Source organism: Brevibacterium sp. AGC70 (assembly GCF_057334195.1).
Genome location: NZ_JBHFIH010000006.1, coordinates 169,712 through 185,486 on the forward strand (window position 1 = coordinate 169,712; position 15,775 = coordinate 185,486).

The window sequence follows — 15,775 nt, forward strand, 5'->3', positions numbered from 1 at the left end:
GCCACTGCGCGTCGATACGACGGTGGAGCCCCCACAGCACTGTGCACGCACCGGAGTCTCGAAGCTCCGCCGTTGCGTCGATGGCACCAGCGCGGCAGGTTCAGGCACGTTTCTGCAACTGAGTCTCCACACCGAGGATGATGGTCTCGAGCCCGTATTCGTAGATCGCTCTGTGGCTGGTCACCGCTTGGTACTTCTCCCCCACAGCTGACCCCACCCTGCTCGATATGGGAAATGAGCCTGCGGGCATCACCTGTTCCAGCAGTGGAGCATTGGCGCTCCACCACTCGAGGTCGCTCACACCCGAACCGGCCATGAGCCTCTGCGCATTGATGCTGCCGGCCGCGCTGGCCGAGGCAAGCGATTCGATGAGCGAGACCGTGTGGTCCATGGCGATGTCGTCGAGTCCGGTGCCCTCGAAGGCCTCGAGCGCCCATTCATAGCGGGCCGAGATCCCGGGTCCGATCCACGGCCGGTGTGACTGTGTATCGACCAACCACGGATGCCGGTGATACTCGTCCCAGAGGATCCCCGAGAAGGTGCGCACCCGGTCCGCCAGCGACCCCGAATGCTCAGGCTGCGGACTGAGCCCGATGACCTTGTCGACCATGAGCCCGATCAGACCGGATCTGTGCGGCACGTAGCTGTACAGGGTCATGACCGAGACTCCGACCGCCTCGGCGACCTTGCGCATCGAGAGCGCCTCAAGTCCTTCCGCGTCGGCGAGGACGATCGCGGCATCGATGACCTGATCGACGCTGAGCTTCCGCCGCGGACCGCGCCGGCCTTGCTCCACGTCGAGATGCTCACGCCACAGCAGGCGCAGGACCACGTCGGCACTCTCCGGATCGAACCGTTGCGAGTCGGCTTCGGAATTCATTCTTGCAGTCTACTCCGTGCGGTGTACAATGTTTCAACCAGAACAATTCCGTACAGTGTTACTAGTTAGGAATCGGAATGCGCCAAACAGGCGAACGACACCTGGGAAGTCCGGCAGTGCGAGCCTCGGGGCTGATAAAGACCTACGGCAAGATGCGTGCTCTCGACGAACTCTCGATTGAGTTTCCAGCAGGACGGATCCATGGCCTGCTCGGACCAAATGGAGCTGGGAAGTCGACACTGATCAACATCCTGAGCACGCTCGTCGACGTCTCCGAAGGCAGCGCAGAGGTCGTCGGCTTCGACGTCAGCGCCCAGGCGACCGAGGTACGCCGGCGCATCGGACTGATCGGCCAGAGCGCAGCCCTCGATGAAGTCCTCGGCGGCCGCCAGAATCTTGTGATGTTCGGCCAGCTGTTCGGACTCTCTCGCCGTGACGCCAGATCGAGGGCCGATGAGCTGCTTGAGAAGTTCTCCCTCACCGAGGCGGCGGACCGTGCTGTGAGCACCTATTCGGGAGGAATGCGTCGACGCCTCGACATCGCCGTGGGAATGGTCCTTGACCCCGAGATCCTCTTCCTCGACGAACCGACCACCGGTCTCGATCCGCGCGGGCGCACAGATGTGTGGAACTCTGTGCGCGAGATCGCCAGCCGCGGCACGACCGTACTGCTGACCACCCAGTATTTGGAGGAGGCAGATGTTCTGGCAGATCGGATCTCGATCATGAAGTCGGGCAGGATCATCGCCGAGGGCACCCCGAGCGAACTCAAACAGCAGCGCGGAGGTGACCGAATCGAGATCACCGGAGGCGACGAGGCCAAGGCCCGGGCCATCCGCGATGCACTGCGCACCGGAGCAGCAGACGACGAGGCTGGCGAGATTGATCTGAACGAGGAGACCGGTGTCGTCACCTACCCTGCGACACACGGCTCGCGTGATCTCAGCACGGTCATCCGCCGCCTCGACAATGCAGGAGTCATCGCAGACGACATCATCCTGCGCCGACCTACTTTGGACGAGGTCTTCCTCGCCCTGACCGAGAAGGAGCATGCATGAACATTGTCAGAGAAGGCCTCATCCTCACCCGCAGAGACCTCGCCCATTGGGTGCGTCAACCGTGGTCACCGATCTTCGGCCTGCTGTTCACCATCATGTTGCTGCTCATGTTCGCATTCATCTTCGGCGGATCCATCCAATTGCCCGGTGGTGGCGACTACATTCAGTTCCTGCTGCCGGGCATGATGACGCTGGCGATGATGTTCGGACTCGAATCCACCATGACGACGATGGCGGCTGATGCGAAGAAGGGGATCACCAACCGCTTCCGGTCGATGCCCATCAGTGACGCATCTGTCTCGCTGGGACGAGTCGGCGCAGACACGGTCAGCTCGATGGTCGAGATCGCGATTCTCATCATCGGCGGTCTGCTGCTGGGGTGGCGGGCCACGAACTCGCCGCTGGCGGCACTGGTCGCAGTGGCACTGCTCCTGTGGCTGCGCTTCGCCGTTCTGTGGGTCGGCATCTTCCTCGGGCTCACTGCGGGGCGGAATGAGGGAGCGACCGTGCTTGTGCAGGTTCTCGTCTGGCCGGTCGGGTTCCTCTCGAACGTCTTCGTCGCCCCGGAGTTCATGCCCTCGTGGCTTGGAGCGCTGTCGACATGGAATCCGATCTCGGCCACCTCGACCGCTGTTCGCGAGCTGTTCGGCAATCCCTCCGGAATGACCGGCGGGTGGCTGGCCGACTACGGGATCGTGGCAGCCATCGCTTGGCCGTTGGTGATCACTGCCGTGTTCATGCCGCTGTCCGCTCGGGCCTACCGGCGGCTGAGGAAATGATCGTCAACGAACCACCAGCGTTCAGCTTGTCGCGTCGCGACGATCTCCACCGAGATGGTGAATTTCCTGGGACGGCCTCCGAGTCCCGCAGTCGTCGGCCCTCCAGGACTTGATCACCGCCGGTCCTCATCAATCTGGCGCTTATGGAAGATAACGAGATCCTCGATCAGGTCGGTCGGCAGCGGCTTTCTCAGCGTGAACTGAATCGCGTGCACAGTGGTCTTGTAATCTTCCAGTCGGTCCTTGAATTCTTCGATCGCCCATGACGACGGGAACAGGCTCATGTGCTTCTTCGAAGCAGTGAAGTACACCAATGCACGATCTTTGTACTTCAGGGTCGGCATGCGGTAGCTCATCGATTCTTCAACACTCGGTACGAGCTCGGTCACGAGCTCACGAATCCGTTGCAGCTGCGTTCGGAACGCCGGATCAACACCATCAAGATACTCGTCGACGGTCATCGCCTTTTCGCTCATCACAAATTCCCTCTGTTCGTTGTCATCCCCGCAAGCAACGATGCGTCAGTGAAGTCAGCGCTGCAACCCTACTGACGATCATCGGGAACGGTGCTCGGTTCGTCCATCTCCACGACCACCTCGGCGGCCGGCGTTGCTTCCTTGAATACCCAGGTCCGATAGGCGTAGAAGCGGAAGATCATGGCCAGGCCGACGCCGATGATATTGGTCGAAATGTTGTAGGTCAGCTGATCACGCATGTCGAGCAGGTACCAGGTCACGCCCAGCGGAATGACGGTGATGATCATTCCGGCCATGTTGACGGCGACGAAGAGCAAGATGCCGCGCAGATTCGAACCGGTCGTCCGGTCCCCGTAGGTCCAGAGTCTGTTGCCCATCCATACGACGGCCATCGAGATGATGGTGGAGACGATCTTGGCCTTGATCGGGCTGCCCTCGAGCACCGGGGGGATCGATCCCAGTCCGTAGGCGAGGACGTTGGAGAGTCCCACGTCGACGATGTATCCCAAACCACCGACAGTGAGAAACTTGAACGCTTCCGCCGCGAGGCGCCGCACACGGGCCGACAAAGACTCTTTCATTACAGTCACCGAGTCTAATCGGCCAGGTTTCGGACTCGCTGAATGTCCTCGATCGCGGCGTGCCCAGCGATCACGGGGCCTTCCCCTGATCCGAAGCGTCTGTGGCTGCAGGTGACTGCCGGGCTGCCGGTGCTCGCTGGGCTGCCGAACCTCGCCGAGCCCGCCACATCGCCAGGACGAACAGCAGTGCGGTGGTCACGGCGAGCGCCGGCCAGAACGTGTACCGGAAATGGTTCGACGGGACGATCGGAAAGTATCCGAACACATAGAACAGCGCCGAGGTGGACAGCATCGTGATCTCCGGCCAGAAGGTCCGTGCCCCGACAGCCTCCACCGACGTCGCGTGCCGGGCTCGAGCGCGGAAAGCGAAGACCAGGAGGAGACTCGCGAGAAGGGTCCAGAACCAGGGCTTGAACAGCATCGGGAATGTGTCGAGTGCGAAGTCCTCGACATAGGGCTTGACGATGTAGTCGGCCTTGACGCCCGCCTGCTTGAGACCGGCCTTCGCCGCGTCGAAGTGCCACTCGGCGGGCCAATACTCGAGAGCCGAAGAGAAGAAGTAGAAGGAGAATACGGCGGATCGGTACTCGACATAACGGAGCGGGTGGGTGATGACCTCGCTCAACCACAGGTCCTTCAGCTCATCCTGGTGAGCGATCGGTTCGAAATCTTTCCCTGTTGCGCCCTTGCCGTAGCAGTTCCAGTAGGCGTCCCAGATCTCGCCCTTCTCCAAGCATTTGTCTCGAGCTGTGCTGATCTTGTCCTTGAGCTCGGCTGGCGCGTCTGAGGCCTGGAGATCGCCGTCGGGCACGGAGAACATGACGTCGTCGAGGAAGATCTGCGAGATCTGACCGGTGGCCGCCACGTCCTCCTGCGATTCGATGGCCGCATCCGTGGCTTTGAGGCCCGCGCCCAGGACGATGAGGACCAGCAGAGAGGCCACAGCCGTGGCCACGCCTCGCCGTGCGGCCAACCGGGCACCGGCCCCTCCTGCGAACGTGGCGAAGCGTCGACTGCTGCGCAGCCGCTTGACCAACAGATAACCGAAATAGACGGCGATCGGGACGATGGCGAAGATGGCGTTCTTCCGCAGTCCGAACGCATACACGAGCAGCACCAGAGCCGGAATCCAGAGCAGCCACGTCTTCGGGATGAACCGGGTGATGATGAGGAGAACCACGGCCAGCAGCATGGCCACAGCCATCTGCGTGTCCTTCCACATCGTCGTCATCTGCGACATCACCCACGGGGTGGCCATGATCGCCGGCCCGACCAGCGACACCCACCGAGGTGCTCCCCACCGGTGCACGATCACGCCGAGGGCCCAGCAGGCGAATGCGAGTATGACGACCTGCAGGACGAACAGGCTTCCGGCTGCACCGGTGATGCTGATGAGAACTCGCCACACGGCGCTCATCACCGGTGGGTGCCAGTCGGAGAACGGGATATCGCCCGTGGCTTGGGCATACTGGTTGCCGATGTCGACATTGGCCCGCCCCGGGAGGAAGAGCTTGATGAAGACCAGGGAGGGCACGAGTGTCAGCAGCGCGAGGAAGACATCCCAGGCAAGCGCCGAGGCGAAGAAGCCTCGCAGCTTCGTTGGTTTCGGTGCCGTCATGAGGCGAGCGAGGTCCTCGTTGCTGGCGACTGACGAACAGTTTGACGCGGCAGGTCAAGTTCCGAGGTGCTGGCTTCAGGCACACTGACCGCCGGTAACCCCAGGTAGGCCAACCGCGAAGTCTCACGCCTGGCACGGCGCAGACCGTCCAAGGTCAGTCCCACACTGCCGAGCAGGAAGGCCAGTCCCATGAGGGCAGCGGCGAGGATAGCCGTCGGGAACCTGGGCACCAGTCCGGTCTGCCAGAACTCCCAGACCACGGGCAACCCGAACAGCAGTGACAATGCGGCCAGAATCGTGGTGATGACACCGTAGAACAGCCTCGGCCGTTCGTGTCTGACCAGGGCGGAGATGAGGCCGAGGATGCGGAACCCGTCCTTGAACGTCGAGAGTTTGGACTCGCTGCCATCGGGACGGTCACGGAAGTCGATGGGCACCTCGGTGCTGGGCAGACGCAACGACATCATGTGCACGGTCAGCTCCGTCTCGATCTCGAAGCGCTTGCTGATAGCGGGGAACGACTTCACGAACCTGCGGGAGAACACCCGGTAGCCGGAGAGCATGTCGGTGACCTGGGATTGGAACAGCCACCCGGTGAGCCGATTGAACATCATGTTCCCGGCTTCGTGCCCGGGCCGGTAGGAGGTGGACTCCTGATTGTCCTGGCGCACCCCGAGCACATGGTCATACGGCCCGGAGACCAGGGTCTCGATCATCTCGGGAAGGTGGGAGGCCTCGTAGGTGTCATCGCCGTCGATCATCACGTAGATGTCGGCCTCGATATCGGCGAAGGCACGCCTGACGACGTTGCCCTTGCCCGGGGAGTTCTCCTTGCGAACGATCGCGCCCGCCTCGGCGGCTCTCTGCGAGGTCAGGTCGGTGGAGCAGTTGTCGTAGACGTAGACGGTGATCCCGGGGACAGCCTTCTTCAGGTCGTTGACCACCGTCGCAACCGTGATCTCCTCATTGTGGCAGGGGACGATCGCAGCGATCCTGGTGGTGTCCTCGAGCATGCGGTATTCCCATCGTCGTCCTCGCCAGACCACCGTGCCGAGACAGCAAGCGGCCATGAGCCTTAGCTACTCAGGGATACGGGCGCGAAGTGACGGTGAGGTTACGAGAACGCGAACTGCGCCGCTGCTTTCCCCCAGCTTCCCCCAACGTTCACACTCCCGTCACTTCCCCACCGAGGTTGTCCATCGATCCCGCGAAGGTGGGGCGCACCAATAGATCCCGTCTTACTCAGCGAACTCCTGCTGCATACCCATCGCGCTGTGGATCGGCGGCTCCGGAAAGCACTCCGTTGTGACGCGTGATCGCATGAACTCCAGCGAACGCGTAACTCAATGGAGAGCGTCTGACCTCATAGCCGCGATCGTGCAAACCGAGTTCCGTCGAGCGCGGGATCCTGTTGGAGATATCGATCGTGTTCGAGGTGGCCACGGCTCGGGGTGCCAAAACGGAGTCCTGGACGTTCATCCCAAAATCGATGACGTTCGAGATCGTCTGGACAATGGCCGGCGTGATCCACGAGGCCCCCGGTGCGCCGATCGCCATCATCGGACCGGCATCATCGAACACGATAGTGGGGCAGGATGTGGTGTTGCGCCTCCGCCCCGGCTCGATCGAATTCGCTGTTCCAGGACGAGGATCAAACGTACTCATTCCGCCGTTGAGCATGAATCCGAGATCGCGAGGAATATAACCGGAGGGGTTTCCCAGCGTATGCGTCATCGAGACGGTGAAGCCTTCGGCATCCATGGCATTGAGATGAGTTGTGTTCCTGGACTCGTACCGTGGACCGTCAACGTCTACCTTCTCACCATTCCGGATCCGATGTGCGGTCTCATCCAATCTCGAAGGATCGAGTAGCGCGGAATAGTCGTCGTCCGTGGATTGGCCACGATTCCACAAGTCCTCCTTGTCGCGCAGTGCATGCTTCATTGCTTCAGCGATAACCGTCAGGTGCTCGGGGCTGTTGTGATCCAGGGTCGAGAAGTCGAGGTGATTCATGATGCCCAGTGTCTGCATGGTCTGCACACCTCCAGCGGGCTGTGGAGGAAGTGACAGCTCGAGCCCGCGGTAGTGTCCGGTGATAGGCGTCAGGTCTTTCACCGTGTATTGGGCCAGGTCATCGGCGCTGAGAACGCCGCCGTCGAGTTGCACACTGTCACTGATCGCCTGCGCCAGTTCTCCGTGGTAGAAATCTTCTGCACCTTCAGCAGAGATATGCTTCAGCACCTCGGCAAGGTCAGGATTGGAAATGATGTCGCCCAACTTGGGTAACCCTCCGCTCGGGGCATAGATTCGCTGACCATCAGGCGTCGAGGTTAATTTATCGCCGAAGTTCATGCGGCCGTATTTGGTCTCATCCTGAACCATCAAGGTCTGCAGGTGGGGACGTACTATCCAACCGCTCTCGGCCAACCGCAAGGCCTCACCGAACAGATCCGACCAGGGCAGAGAACCGAAACGCCCGTGGACAACGGCGAGAGTCTTCAGGGTTCCAGGGGTCATGATCGCCTGGGCGCCGGTTTCGTTTACGTAGTCTTTTGTTCTGTATCCGAATCCATCGGGAGTTGGGCCCAGAAGATCGGCTTCCCACATGTCGGGCGTGACAGCCGCGGGGCTAGATCCCAAACCGTCGATAATGATTCGCTGCCCGTCGGGCGCAGTGATGTTGATAACGGCCATGCCGCCGATTCCACACATCAGCGGATCGACAACCGATTGAACAAGAGATGCCGCAACGATTGCATCGACGACGTTCCCGCCGTTGCCCAGGACCATCGCGCCTGCATCGGTGGCCTCAGGCTGTGGCGTGACGATCATTGACCTGTACGAGTTCTTTCGGGGAACGGGGGTGAAATGCAAGGGGCCTCCTCGGTATGGCTCAGCGGTGAGCGAAGATCGTGACTTCAGTTGTTCAGAGTTATCGGTCAACTTGTAGGGAATTCAATGGTGGACGGACCGTTGACTCCGAACTTCAAATGAGGCGGGCGACCGTGCGGACTTTGAGTTGCATGGTCGGCATCAGCGCCGGCAAGGGACAGGCGAATTGAGCTGCCCGGTGAAAAACGCCAGGCCGTGGGGAGGAGCGGAATGCGAACTGATTCCAGTTTGCCCGGGATCATTGGCTGCGCATCGCTTTCATTGAAGGAGCGATAAGGCCAGGTTGTCTCTATGGTGCCTGGATTATCGGACTCCACTCGGTGAATGAGGCGCAGCAGCCCCTCGGTGACGTAGCGTTCGGTCCCATCCGCCTCCACTTCGGTGAGGTAGACGAACACCGTGCCATCGGCCTGATCGCTCGACAATTGGAGGGAGACAATTGCATGTCCCACGAGTTCGATGTTCTCGTTCAATGCAGATGTTTCGAAGACGAGGTGGTGGTCAGTTCGGCCCTGCCAATCGGAGTAGTACCTCGATACCGACTTACCAGCAATGCGCTCAAATCTTGTACTGTTTCCAGTCCCCGCACCAAAATCGACCGCGTAGTCGACCAGGTCACAATCGCGTGTGATCGTCGAATGCTGGTCAGCCCGTACGTTCGACTGGGCGACCAGCTCACTTGCCACGGCAGTCTTCGGCTGCAGTTTCAAACTTCCATCAGCGGCAAGTTCATACCGTGTTGTCGCGGAGGCCAATGGCCAGGACGTGCTCGATCGCCATTCTTCCGCATGCATGGTGTAGTAGTGGACCGGAGCCTCCTCGCGAATGCCGGTGTCCTGACCAGCGAGATATTCGTCAAAGAAACGGAGTATCTCGAACCACCAGACCTCATCGGGTTTCCCCTCGTCGCTCCACGGCGAAACATGACTGCGCGCACCATGGTCCCAGGGCCCGAGCAGCAAGTGATGCGGGTTCCGATTCTTCGTCAGAAAGCGCGCTATCGCTCCGTTGGCATACCCGGCACCATCCATCCAACCGGATACCGAATAGATTGCGACGTCCTCTCGAATGCCGTCGCTATAGAAGTAGGGACTGAAGCTGGCCGACGAGTAGTCCGGATCATAAGGCAGTGGCTTCTCCCTCATCACGAACTCGCGCATCATGTCGGCATGACGATAGTTCGCCCGGTGATCAAGAAGCGCTGCATCCCGGTCCACTTCGTTGAGGCCCTCATCAACAGGAGCAGGACCGTCGAATGCTGGGTGTGCGTATGATTCGAACGGTCGAATTGCCTCCCGATCGTCCTGGTCCAGTCCGATCATCAACTGCGAATAGGACTCGATAAGATCGAAGAGTTGGACTCCACCGGGAAAATAATTGTTCTCATAGGTGTCCCATACCGAGAACAGGGGTGCGATTGCCTTCACCGCCGGATGTCCGGTGCTCGCAAGGAAGTCAGCTGCTGCGCCGAGGTAGGAGATTCCGGTGACGCCTATTCGCCCGTCCGACCAGCTCTGTCGGCACACCCATTCCGCCACCTCGTAATAGTCATTGCGTTCGGTGGGCGAACGAAAGCCTTCCCGATGGCCGAAGCTTGCGCCAGTGCCGCGCACATCAACGACGACGACGTTGTATCCGGCGGGTGTGAACAAATCGCGATAGCGGGCGGTGTTGGGTGACGTTTCTACCGCTGACGAATCGGCGTCGGCCTCGAGCGCGAATCGGCGGTAGTACGGAGTGAAGATCAGTATGGTTGGACGTTCTCCCTCCGCTGGCGCCCCAGACACCGAGGGGAGGAATACGTCGGCCGCCAGCCGAACCTCGTCAGCCATGGAAATGTAGAGAGATTGCGGGGTGACGGGTACCTCAAAGTCGAAACTGCGTTTGGCGCTGTATGCCGTCGGTGAGAGTCGCCAACTGGAATAGGCGTTGCGATCGGTGGCCGACTGTGGGGCAGTGCGTGGTTCGTTCACTTCATCTCTTTCGTTTCCGGGTTCGTTCGACAGCATTCACTAACGAGTTCAACGAATTGGTGCGCCAGGGCCGAGTGGGAGACCAATGAGGTACCACAGCGCGAAGACGACTGTCCACACGGCGAAGAGCGCGATCGATAGAGGAAGGGTCAGTGAAAAGAGACTGCCGATTCCGATGTCTTTGCGATATCCACGCATGATTCCGATGGTCAGCGCGAAATAGGGGCTCATAGGTGTCAGGATATTGGTACAGGAATCGGCGATCCTGTAAAGCGCAGTAGTTGTCTCTGGTGAGATATCCAAGAGCATGAACATCGGGACGAAGACGGGACCAACGAGAGACCATTGAGCGCTTCCACTGGTGATGAAGAAGTTCATGACGCTGACGATGACCAGCATGCCGCCGAAAATGATCGGTACGGGAGCATCGATACCTTCGAGAAAATGCGCGCCGCGAGTGGCGATGAGAGTTCCGATGTTGGTCCAATTGAAGTAGGCAAGGAACTGAGAAACGGCAAAGAACAGCACCAAGATGGGTGTGATGTCTTTGAGTCCGTCGGCGGCAAGATCTGGAATGTCCGAGCTGGTCCGGATCTTCTTGATCGTGATTCCATATACCGTTCCTGCGATGGCAAAGAACAGTGCTAGGAATACTGCGACGCTTTTGATCAGCACCGAATCAATGACGCCGCCGTCCTCTCCACGCAGAGGAGATCCGGCCGGTATCATCGCGAGGACGATGGCGATCGTATACGCGACTAGGGCGATTCCGACATTCCGCAGTGCCTTGATCTCAATGGAAGATAGAGGTTCATGGTGAGCTTCTTCGAGCTTGGCGGTGTCGACAGGAAGTCTTGCCTCGATGCGTTTAGATAGAAAACCATCGACAACGACGGTGATGACAAGGGTGAGAAACAGAGAGGAGACGACGGTGAAGTAGATGTTGCCGACTGGAGTCATCACGTAGTTCGGGTCGACAGTCTGTGCGGCTGCGGTTGTCAATCCGGAGAAGATGGCGTCATTGGGAATGAGGATCGGGCTTGCTGACGATCCTCCGGAGAGCGCCGCCAATGCGACGAGTGCACCGGTGATAGGGCTTCGCCCCATTGAGCGGTAGATGATTCCTGCAAGTGGGATGAGGATGATGTACCCAGCGTCACCCGCCACGTGTGCCACTGAACCAGTGAAGGCAACGACGGGCGTGAGAAACCGCGGTGAGACCCGTGCCAGCGATTGGCGCATGAATGCCGTGATCAACCCAGAACGATCTGCCACCGCCAGTCCGAGCAGGGCGACGAGAGCAACGCCCAGAGGCGGAAAGGTCATGAAGTTGTCGATCACGCTTGATAAAGCGAAGCGGATGCCATCAATGCTGGCAAGATTGTTGATGGGTACTTCTTCGCCATCTGGCTTGACTGCGATGACTCCGCCGAGGTTCAACAAAGCGCTGGCCAGCGCGAGCACGATCGAAAGTACAACGAAGAGCCAGACTGGGTGCGGCAGTCGGTTTCCTACATTTTCTATTACATTGAGCGTACGGATTCCGACCCCGGGTCGGCTCAAGGTGTGCTTGTCGGACATGTATGAGTTCCTCAACATCTGGTGGGCACGACTCTGTGACAAACACGAGGCTATATTGCAAAGTAGGGATTATGCAATACGAAAGTTCTGATGAAGACCGTGAATTTCAGTCTGCCGACCCAGTGAGTCGCGTTGAGGAATGGATTCTCTCCAAGCTCGGACATCGCCGCCTGGGGAAGCAATCGTCGCGCGTCGTTCGAGCATTAGCGGGCTCGCCGCAGTATGCAACGTCTGCGACGGTCGCTGACTTCGCTCGTCGCGTCGGGGTGGACCCGGCCACCGTAATGCGCAGTGCAAAACTACTCGGATGCAATGGATGGACCGATCTGCAGCAGGAGCTGCGCGCAATGTTTCTCGCCGACCTCGATGCCAATGACCTATTGGAGATCCATTCCAATCATGAAGGTTCTGTCATCGACGCGGCGCTTCTCTCCGATGTCGTGACCATGAACAACTTGAGGAATTCACTCGACCCCGAGATGTGTCGCAATTTTGCGCACAACCTCATCCATGGCACTCATGAGCACCCCGAAGCATTGGCGAAGATTCTCCTCTACGGGTCGGGAAGCTATTTGGGCCCGTTGACACAGTTCGCTCATGTCGGTGCGCGACTTGGCCTCACTACGATACCCGTGGGATGGGGCGGCAGGGCCGCTCACACTGCGATGTCCTCCGCCGACATCGGAGATGTCATCCTCATCATGAATTTTTGGCGCACTCCCGCCGAGTTCGAAGCAATTGCCAGGGTAGCCAAGGACCGTGGGCTTCGGGTCATGCTCATCTCTGACACCCGATTCTCCCACCTGACGCCTTACATCGATGACATGCTGGTCATCCCTGCCGAGGGAAGTTCACATTTCCCTTCACTTGTCGCAGCATCAGCCCTCATCCATGTTCTTCTTGCTGTGATCACAGAGGAGTTAGATGGACTAGGGGTTGACTCCATTCGGGCTCATGACGAAATCTATTTCGCTCTCGAGGATGCCCGTGCCAAGAAGTCACCCTGAGCATCGCTCCCGCGAAGGTGGGGCGAATGCACCCAAACCGCGTGTCCTTGGTCACGAACGCCCGGTTGTGCGTCTTTTTATGACGCCACTGCCCGAGGCAGAGCGGACTCCTTGACATGCTGAATCATCGGCACTACTGAACCGTAGGTTCATGTCGCCATTCCCCCATCCCACCCACATGAGGAGACGCCTGTGATCGAGCTGCGCAGTCTGCGGAAGGTGTTCGGAGACACCGTCGCTCTGGAGGAGATCGATCTGTCGGTCCCCGCCGGAGAGATCCATGGCATCGTCGGCCGCTCCGGTGCCGGCAAATCCACGCTCATTCGGTGTCTGACCGGACTCGAACGCCCGAGCTCCGGCACTGTCTCCATCGACGAGGTGGACATCACCGACCAGTCCGGTTCGGGACTGCGCGAGGCTCGCCGCAGCATCGGCATGGTCTTCCAGCACGTGAACCTCCTCGATTCGCGCACCGCCCTGCACAATGTGGCCCACCCACTCCAGATCGCCGGCGTCGCCAAGGCTGAACGTCTGGCCAAGGCCCGTGAGCTGCTCGAGATTGTGGGCCTCGGCGACCGTGCCGACAATTACCCCGCCCAGCTCTCCGGCGGACAGAAACAGCGCGTGGGCATTGCCCGGGCGCTGGCTGCCGAACCCAAGGTCCTCCTGTGCGATGAGCCCACCTCGGCGCTGGATGCCACCACCACGGACCAGATCCTGGGCCTCATCCGCTCCCTGCGCGATCGCCTGGGCATCACCGTTCTCATCATCACCCACGAGATGTCCGTCATCCGCGAGATCTGCGACTCGGTGACTCTCCTGGCCGATGGTCGCGTGGCCAAGACCGGCAAACTCGCCGAGGTGATCTCCGAACCCGGCTCAACCCTGGCCAAGGATCTCGTCCCCCTTCCGCCCATCGGCCTAGATGACAAGGGTGCGGCTGAGGGTTCCGAGTCCGGGGCTGCCCGACTCGTCGAGGTCTCCCTGGCCGGCACCAGCCTGCCGGATGTCCTCACCCGCGCCCAGTCCGTGGGAGTCAGCGCCGATGCGATCCTCGCCGGTGCCGTCGAGACCATCGAGGGCAGGCAGGTCGGGCGGATCCGCTTCACGGTCGGCTCGGCCGCTGCGTCGAAGGAGCTCATCACGGCCTTGGAAGCAGACGGAATCTATGCGGAGGAGGCAGCCTGATGAACGATCCGACTTGGTTCGACAACCCGGCGATCACGCAGCAGATGCTGCCGGCGACCATCGAGACCCTGCTCATGACCCTGTGGTCGACCGGGCTGGCCGTCCTCATCGGACTGCCGCTGGGGATCTGGCTGTTCACCAGCTCAAAAGGCGGGCTCAAAGCGCGTCCCGTGCTCTACCGAGCACTGTCGATCATCGTCGACATCACGCGCTCAATACCCTTCATCATCCTCATCATCGCCCTCATCCCCTTCGCCCGCTTCGTCGTGGGCTCAGCCCTGGGCTGGCAGGCGACCGTGGTGTCGCTGACCATCGGTGCGATCCCCTTCTATGCTCGCCTGGTCGAGAACTCTCTGCGTGAGGTCTCGGAGGGCAAGGTCGAGGCGGCACTCATGATGGGGGCGTCGAACGGACAGGTGGTCCGGCAGGTCTACGTCCCCGAGGCGAAGCCCGGCCTGATCGGAGCGGCAACGGTCACCTCGGTGACCCTGGTGTCCTACACGGCCATGGCTGGTGCCGTAGGAGGAGGCGGACTCGGTGCGTTGGCGATCTCGTACGGCTATCAGCGCTACCAGGCGGACACGATGATCGCCTGCATCATCGTCCTCGTCGTCATCGTCACACTCATCCAGTTCATCGGCGACCGCATCGCCCGCGCCGTCGACCACCGCTGAGGCTGCACCACCTGAAATCTCGTCACTTCGACGAACCACATCACTCAAGGAGAACCATGAAGACCAAGCTCATCGCCATCGCTGCGAGCGCGACCCTGCTGCTCTCGGGCTGCGGTCTCGTCGGCGGCGGATCCGACTCCGTCGGCGAGAAGGACGGCGACATCACCAAGCTCACAGTCGGTGCCACCCCGGTGCCGCAGGGCGACATCCTGAAGTTCGTCGACGAGAACCTCGCCGAGGATGCCGGCCTCGACATCGAGGTCACCGAATACACGGACTACACGCTGCCGAACAAGGCTCTGTCCGACGGTGACATCGACGCCAACTACTTCCAGCACAAGCCCTACCTCGACTCCGAGGTCGAAGGCCAGGGCTACGAGCTCACCGCGTTCGACCCGATCAACCTCGAACCCTTCGCCCTCTTCTCCAACGACATCAAAGACGTCAAGGACCTGCCCAAGGGTGCGAAGATCGGCATCAACAACGATCCTGCGAACCAGGGTCGTGCACTGAAGATGCTCGAAGAGGCCAAGGTCATCACGCTCAAGGACGGTGTCGACGCGGTCGATGCGAAGCTCTCTGATGTCGAGGGCAACCCGAAGAAGGTCGAGTTCGTCGAGGCCGACGCCGCTCAGCTGGCGCGCACCCTCGAAGACGTCGATGCCTCGGTCATCAACGGCAACAACGCCCTCGAAGCGGGACTCAGCCCTGCCAAGGACGGAATCCTGCTCGAAAAGGCCGAAGACAACCCCTACGGCAACTTCCTCGCCTCCCGTACCGAGAACAAGGACGACGAGAACATCAAGAAGCTCGACGAACTCCTCCACTCCCCCGAGGTGAAGAAGTTCATCGAGAAGAAGTGGTCCGACGGATCGGTTCTTCCCAGCTTCTGAACCCAGAACATTCATCTGCGATAAGAGCAGTCGCCTCATCTGCGAACAGAGCAGTCGCTGGAATCAACGGTTGGCGCCTTCTCTTCGAAATCTTGACGATCTTCGAAGCGAAGGCGCCAACCGTTGAGTACATTTCCGAACGGGTCGGATCTGAGGGTCGGACCTGAATTGAGCG

General features: G+C 60.1%; 14 protein-coding genes. 6 read left to right on the forward strand and 8 right to left on the reverse strand.

Annotated elements, in window-relative coordinates; genetic code table 11:
- Positions 1–100 precede the first annotated feature (100 nt).
- Positions 101–880, reverse strand: a complete 780-nt coding sequence (locus tag ACE03M_RS04735; protein WP_143924287.1) for a TetR/AcrR family transcriptional regulator — start codon at positions 878–880, stop codon at positions 101–103.
- Between the two features lie 77 nt (positions 881–957).
- Between ACE03M_RS04735 and ACE03M_RS04740 the strand changes: the two genes are divergently transcribed.
- Both ACE03M_RS04740 and ACE03M_RS04745 read left to right on the forward strand, forming a co-directional pair.
- Positions 958–1,938: an ATP-binding cassette domain-containing protein gene (locus ACE03M_RS04740; protein WP_485932931.1), complete on the forward strand. Its 981-nt coding sequence runs from the start codon at positions 958–960 to the stop codon at positions 1,936–1,938.
- Positions 1,935–2,717 (forward strand): ABC transporter permease, encoded by a 783-nt coding sequence (locus ACE03M_RS04745; protein WP_485932932.1) that lies wholly within the window; start codon positions 1,935–1,937, stop codon positions 2,715–2,717. The genes ACE03M_RS04740 and ACE03M_RS04745 overlap by 4 nt, the downstream gene beginning before the upstream one ends.
- 113 nt (positions 2,718–2,830) lie before the next feature.
- Here ACE03M_RS04745 and ACE03M_RS04750 read toward each other — a convergent pair whose 3' ends face one another.
- From ACE03M_RS04750 to ACE03M_RS04780, 7 genes are all read right to left on the reverse strand, one after another.
- Positions 2,831–3,193 carry an iron chaperone gene (locus ACE03M_RS04750; RefSeq protein WP_485932933.1) on the reverse strand — a complete coding sequence of 121 codons (363 nt, stop codon included), beginning with the start codon at positions 3,191–3,193 and terminating at the stop codon, positions 2,831–2,833.
- 68 nt (positions 3,194–3,261) lie between these two features.
- Positions 3,262–3,774: a GtrA family protein gene (locus ACE03M_RS04755; RefSeq protein ID WP_485932934.1), complete on the reverse strand. Its 513-nt coding sequence runs from the start codon at positions 3,772–3,774 to the stop codon at positions 3,262–3,264.
- A gap of 70 nt (positions 3,775–3,844) precedes the next feature.
- A complete protein-coding gene (locus ACE03M_RS04760) occupies positions 3,845–5,392 on the reverse strand; it encodes a hypothetical protein (protein WP_485932935.1) in 1,548 nt (515 codons plus the stop codon).
- Positions 5,389–6,405 carry a glycosyltransferase gene (locus tag ACE03M_RS04765; protein WP_235350957.1) on the reverse strand — a complete coding sequence of 339 codons (1,017 nt, stop codon included), beginning with the start codon at positions 6,403–6,405 and terminating at the stop codon, positions 5,389–5,391. The genes ACE03M_RS04760 and ACE03M_RS04765 overlap by 4 nt, the downstream gene beginning before the upstream one ends.
- Before the next feature lie 229 nt (positions 6,406–6,634).
- Positions 6,635–8,266 carry a gamma-glutamyltransferase family protein gene (locus tag ACE03M_RS04770; RefSeq protein ID WP_485932937.1) on the reverse strand — a complete coding sequence of 544 codons (1,632 nt, stop codon included), beginning with the start codon at positions 8,264–8,266 and terminating at the stop codon, positions 6,635–6,637.
- Between the two features lie 65 nt (positions 8,267–8,331).
- A complete protein-coding gene (locus ACE03M_RS04775) occupies positions 8,332–10,257 on the reverse strand; it encodes a CocE/NonD family hydrolase (RefSeq protein WP_485932938.1) in 1,926 nt (641 codons plus the stop codon).
- Between the two features lie 48 nt (positions 10,258–10,305).
- Positions 10,306–11,838 carry an AbgT family transporter gene (locus ACE03M_RS04780; protein ID WP_485932940.1) on the reverse strand — a complete coding sequence of 511 codons (1,533 nt, stop codon included), beginning with the start codon at positions 11,836–11,838 and terminating at the stop codon, positions 10,306–10,308.
- Between the two features lie 284 nt (positions 11,839–12,122).
- Here ACE03M_RS04780 and ACE03M_RS04785 point away from each other — a divergent pair, with 284 nt between their 5' ends.
- The 4 genes from ACE03M_RS04785 (at position 12,123) to ACE03M_RS04800 (ending at position 15,600) form a co-directional block, all read left to right on the forward strand.
- A complete protein-coding gene (locus ACE03M_RS04785; protein ID WP_485932942.1) occupies positions 12,123–12,845 on the forward strand; it encodes a MurR/RpiR family transcriptional regulator in 723 nt (240 codons plus the stop codon).
- A gap of 192 nt (positions 12,846–13,037) precedes the next feature.
- Positions 13,038–14,033 (forward strand): methionine ABC transporter ATP-binding protein, encoded by a 996-nt coding sequence (locus tag ACE03M_RS04790; protein WP_485932944.1) that lies wholly within the window; start codon positions 13,038–13,040, stop codon positions 14,031–14,033.
- The gene (locus ACE03M_RS04795) at positions 14,033–14,707 is read left to right on the forward strand and encodes a methionine ABC transporter permease (RefSeq protein ID WP_143924295.1); all 675 of its coding nucleotides are present in this window, start codon (positions 14,033–14,035) and stop codon (positions 14,705–14,707) included. Before ACE03M_RS04790 ends, ACE03M_RS04795 begins: the two co-directional genes overlap by 1 nt.
- 56 nt (positions 14,708–14,763) lie before the next feature.
- Complete coding sequence (locus ACE03M_RS04800) at positions 14,764–15,600, forward strand: MetQ/NlpA family ABC transporter substrate-binding protein (RefSeq protein WP_485932947.1); 837 nt, start codon at positions 14,764–14,766, stop codon at positions 15,598–15,600.
- Positions 15,601–15,775: the final 175 nt, after the last annotated feature.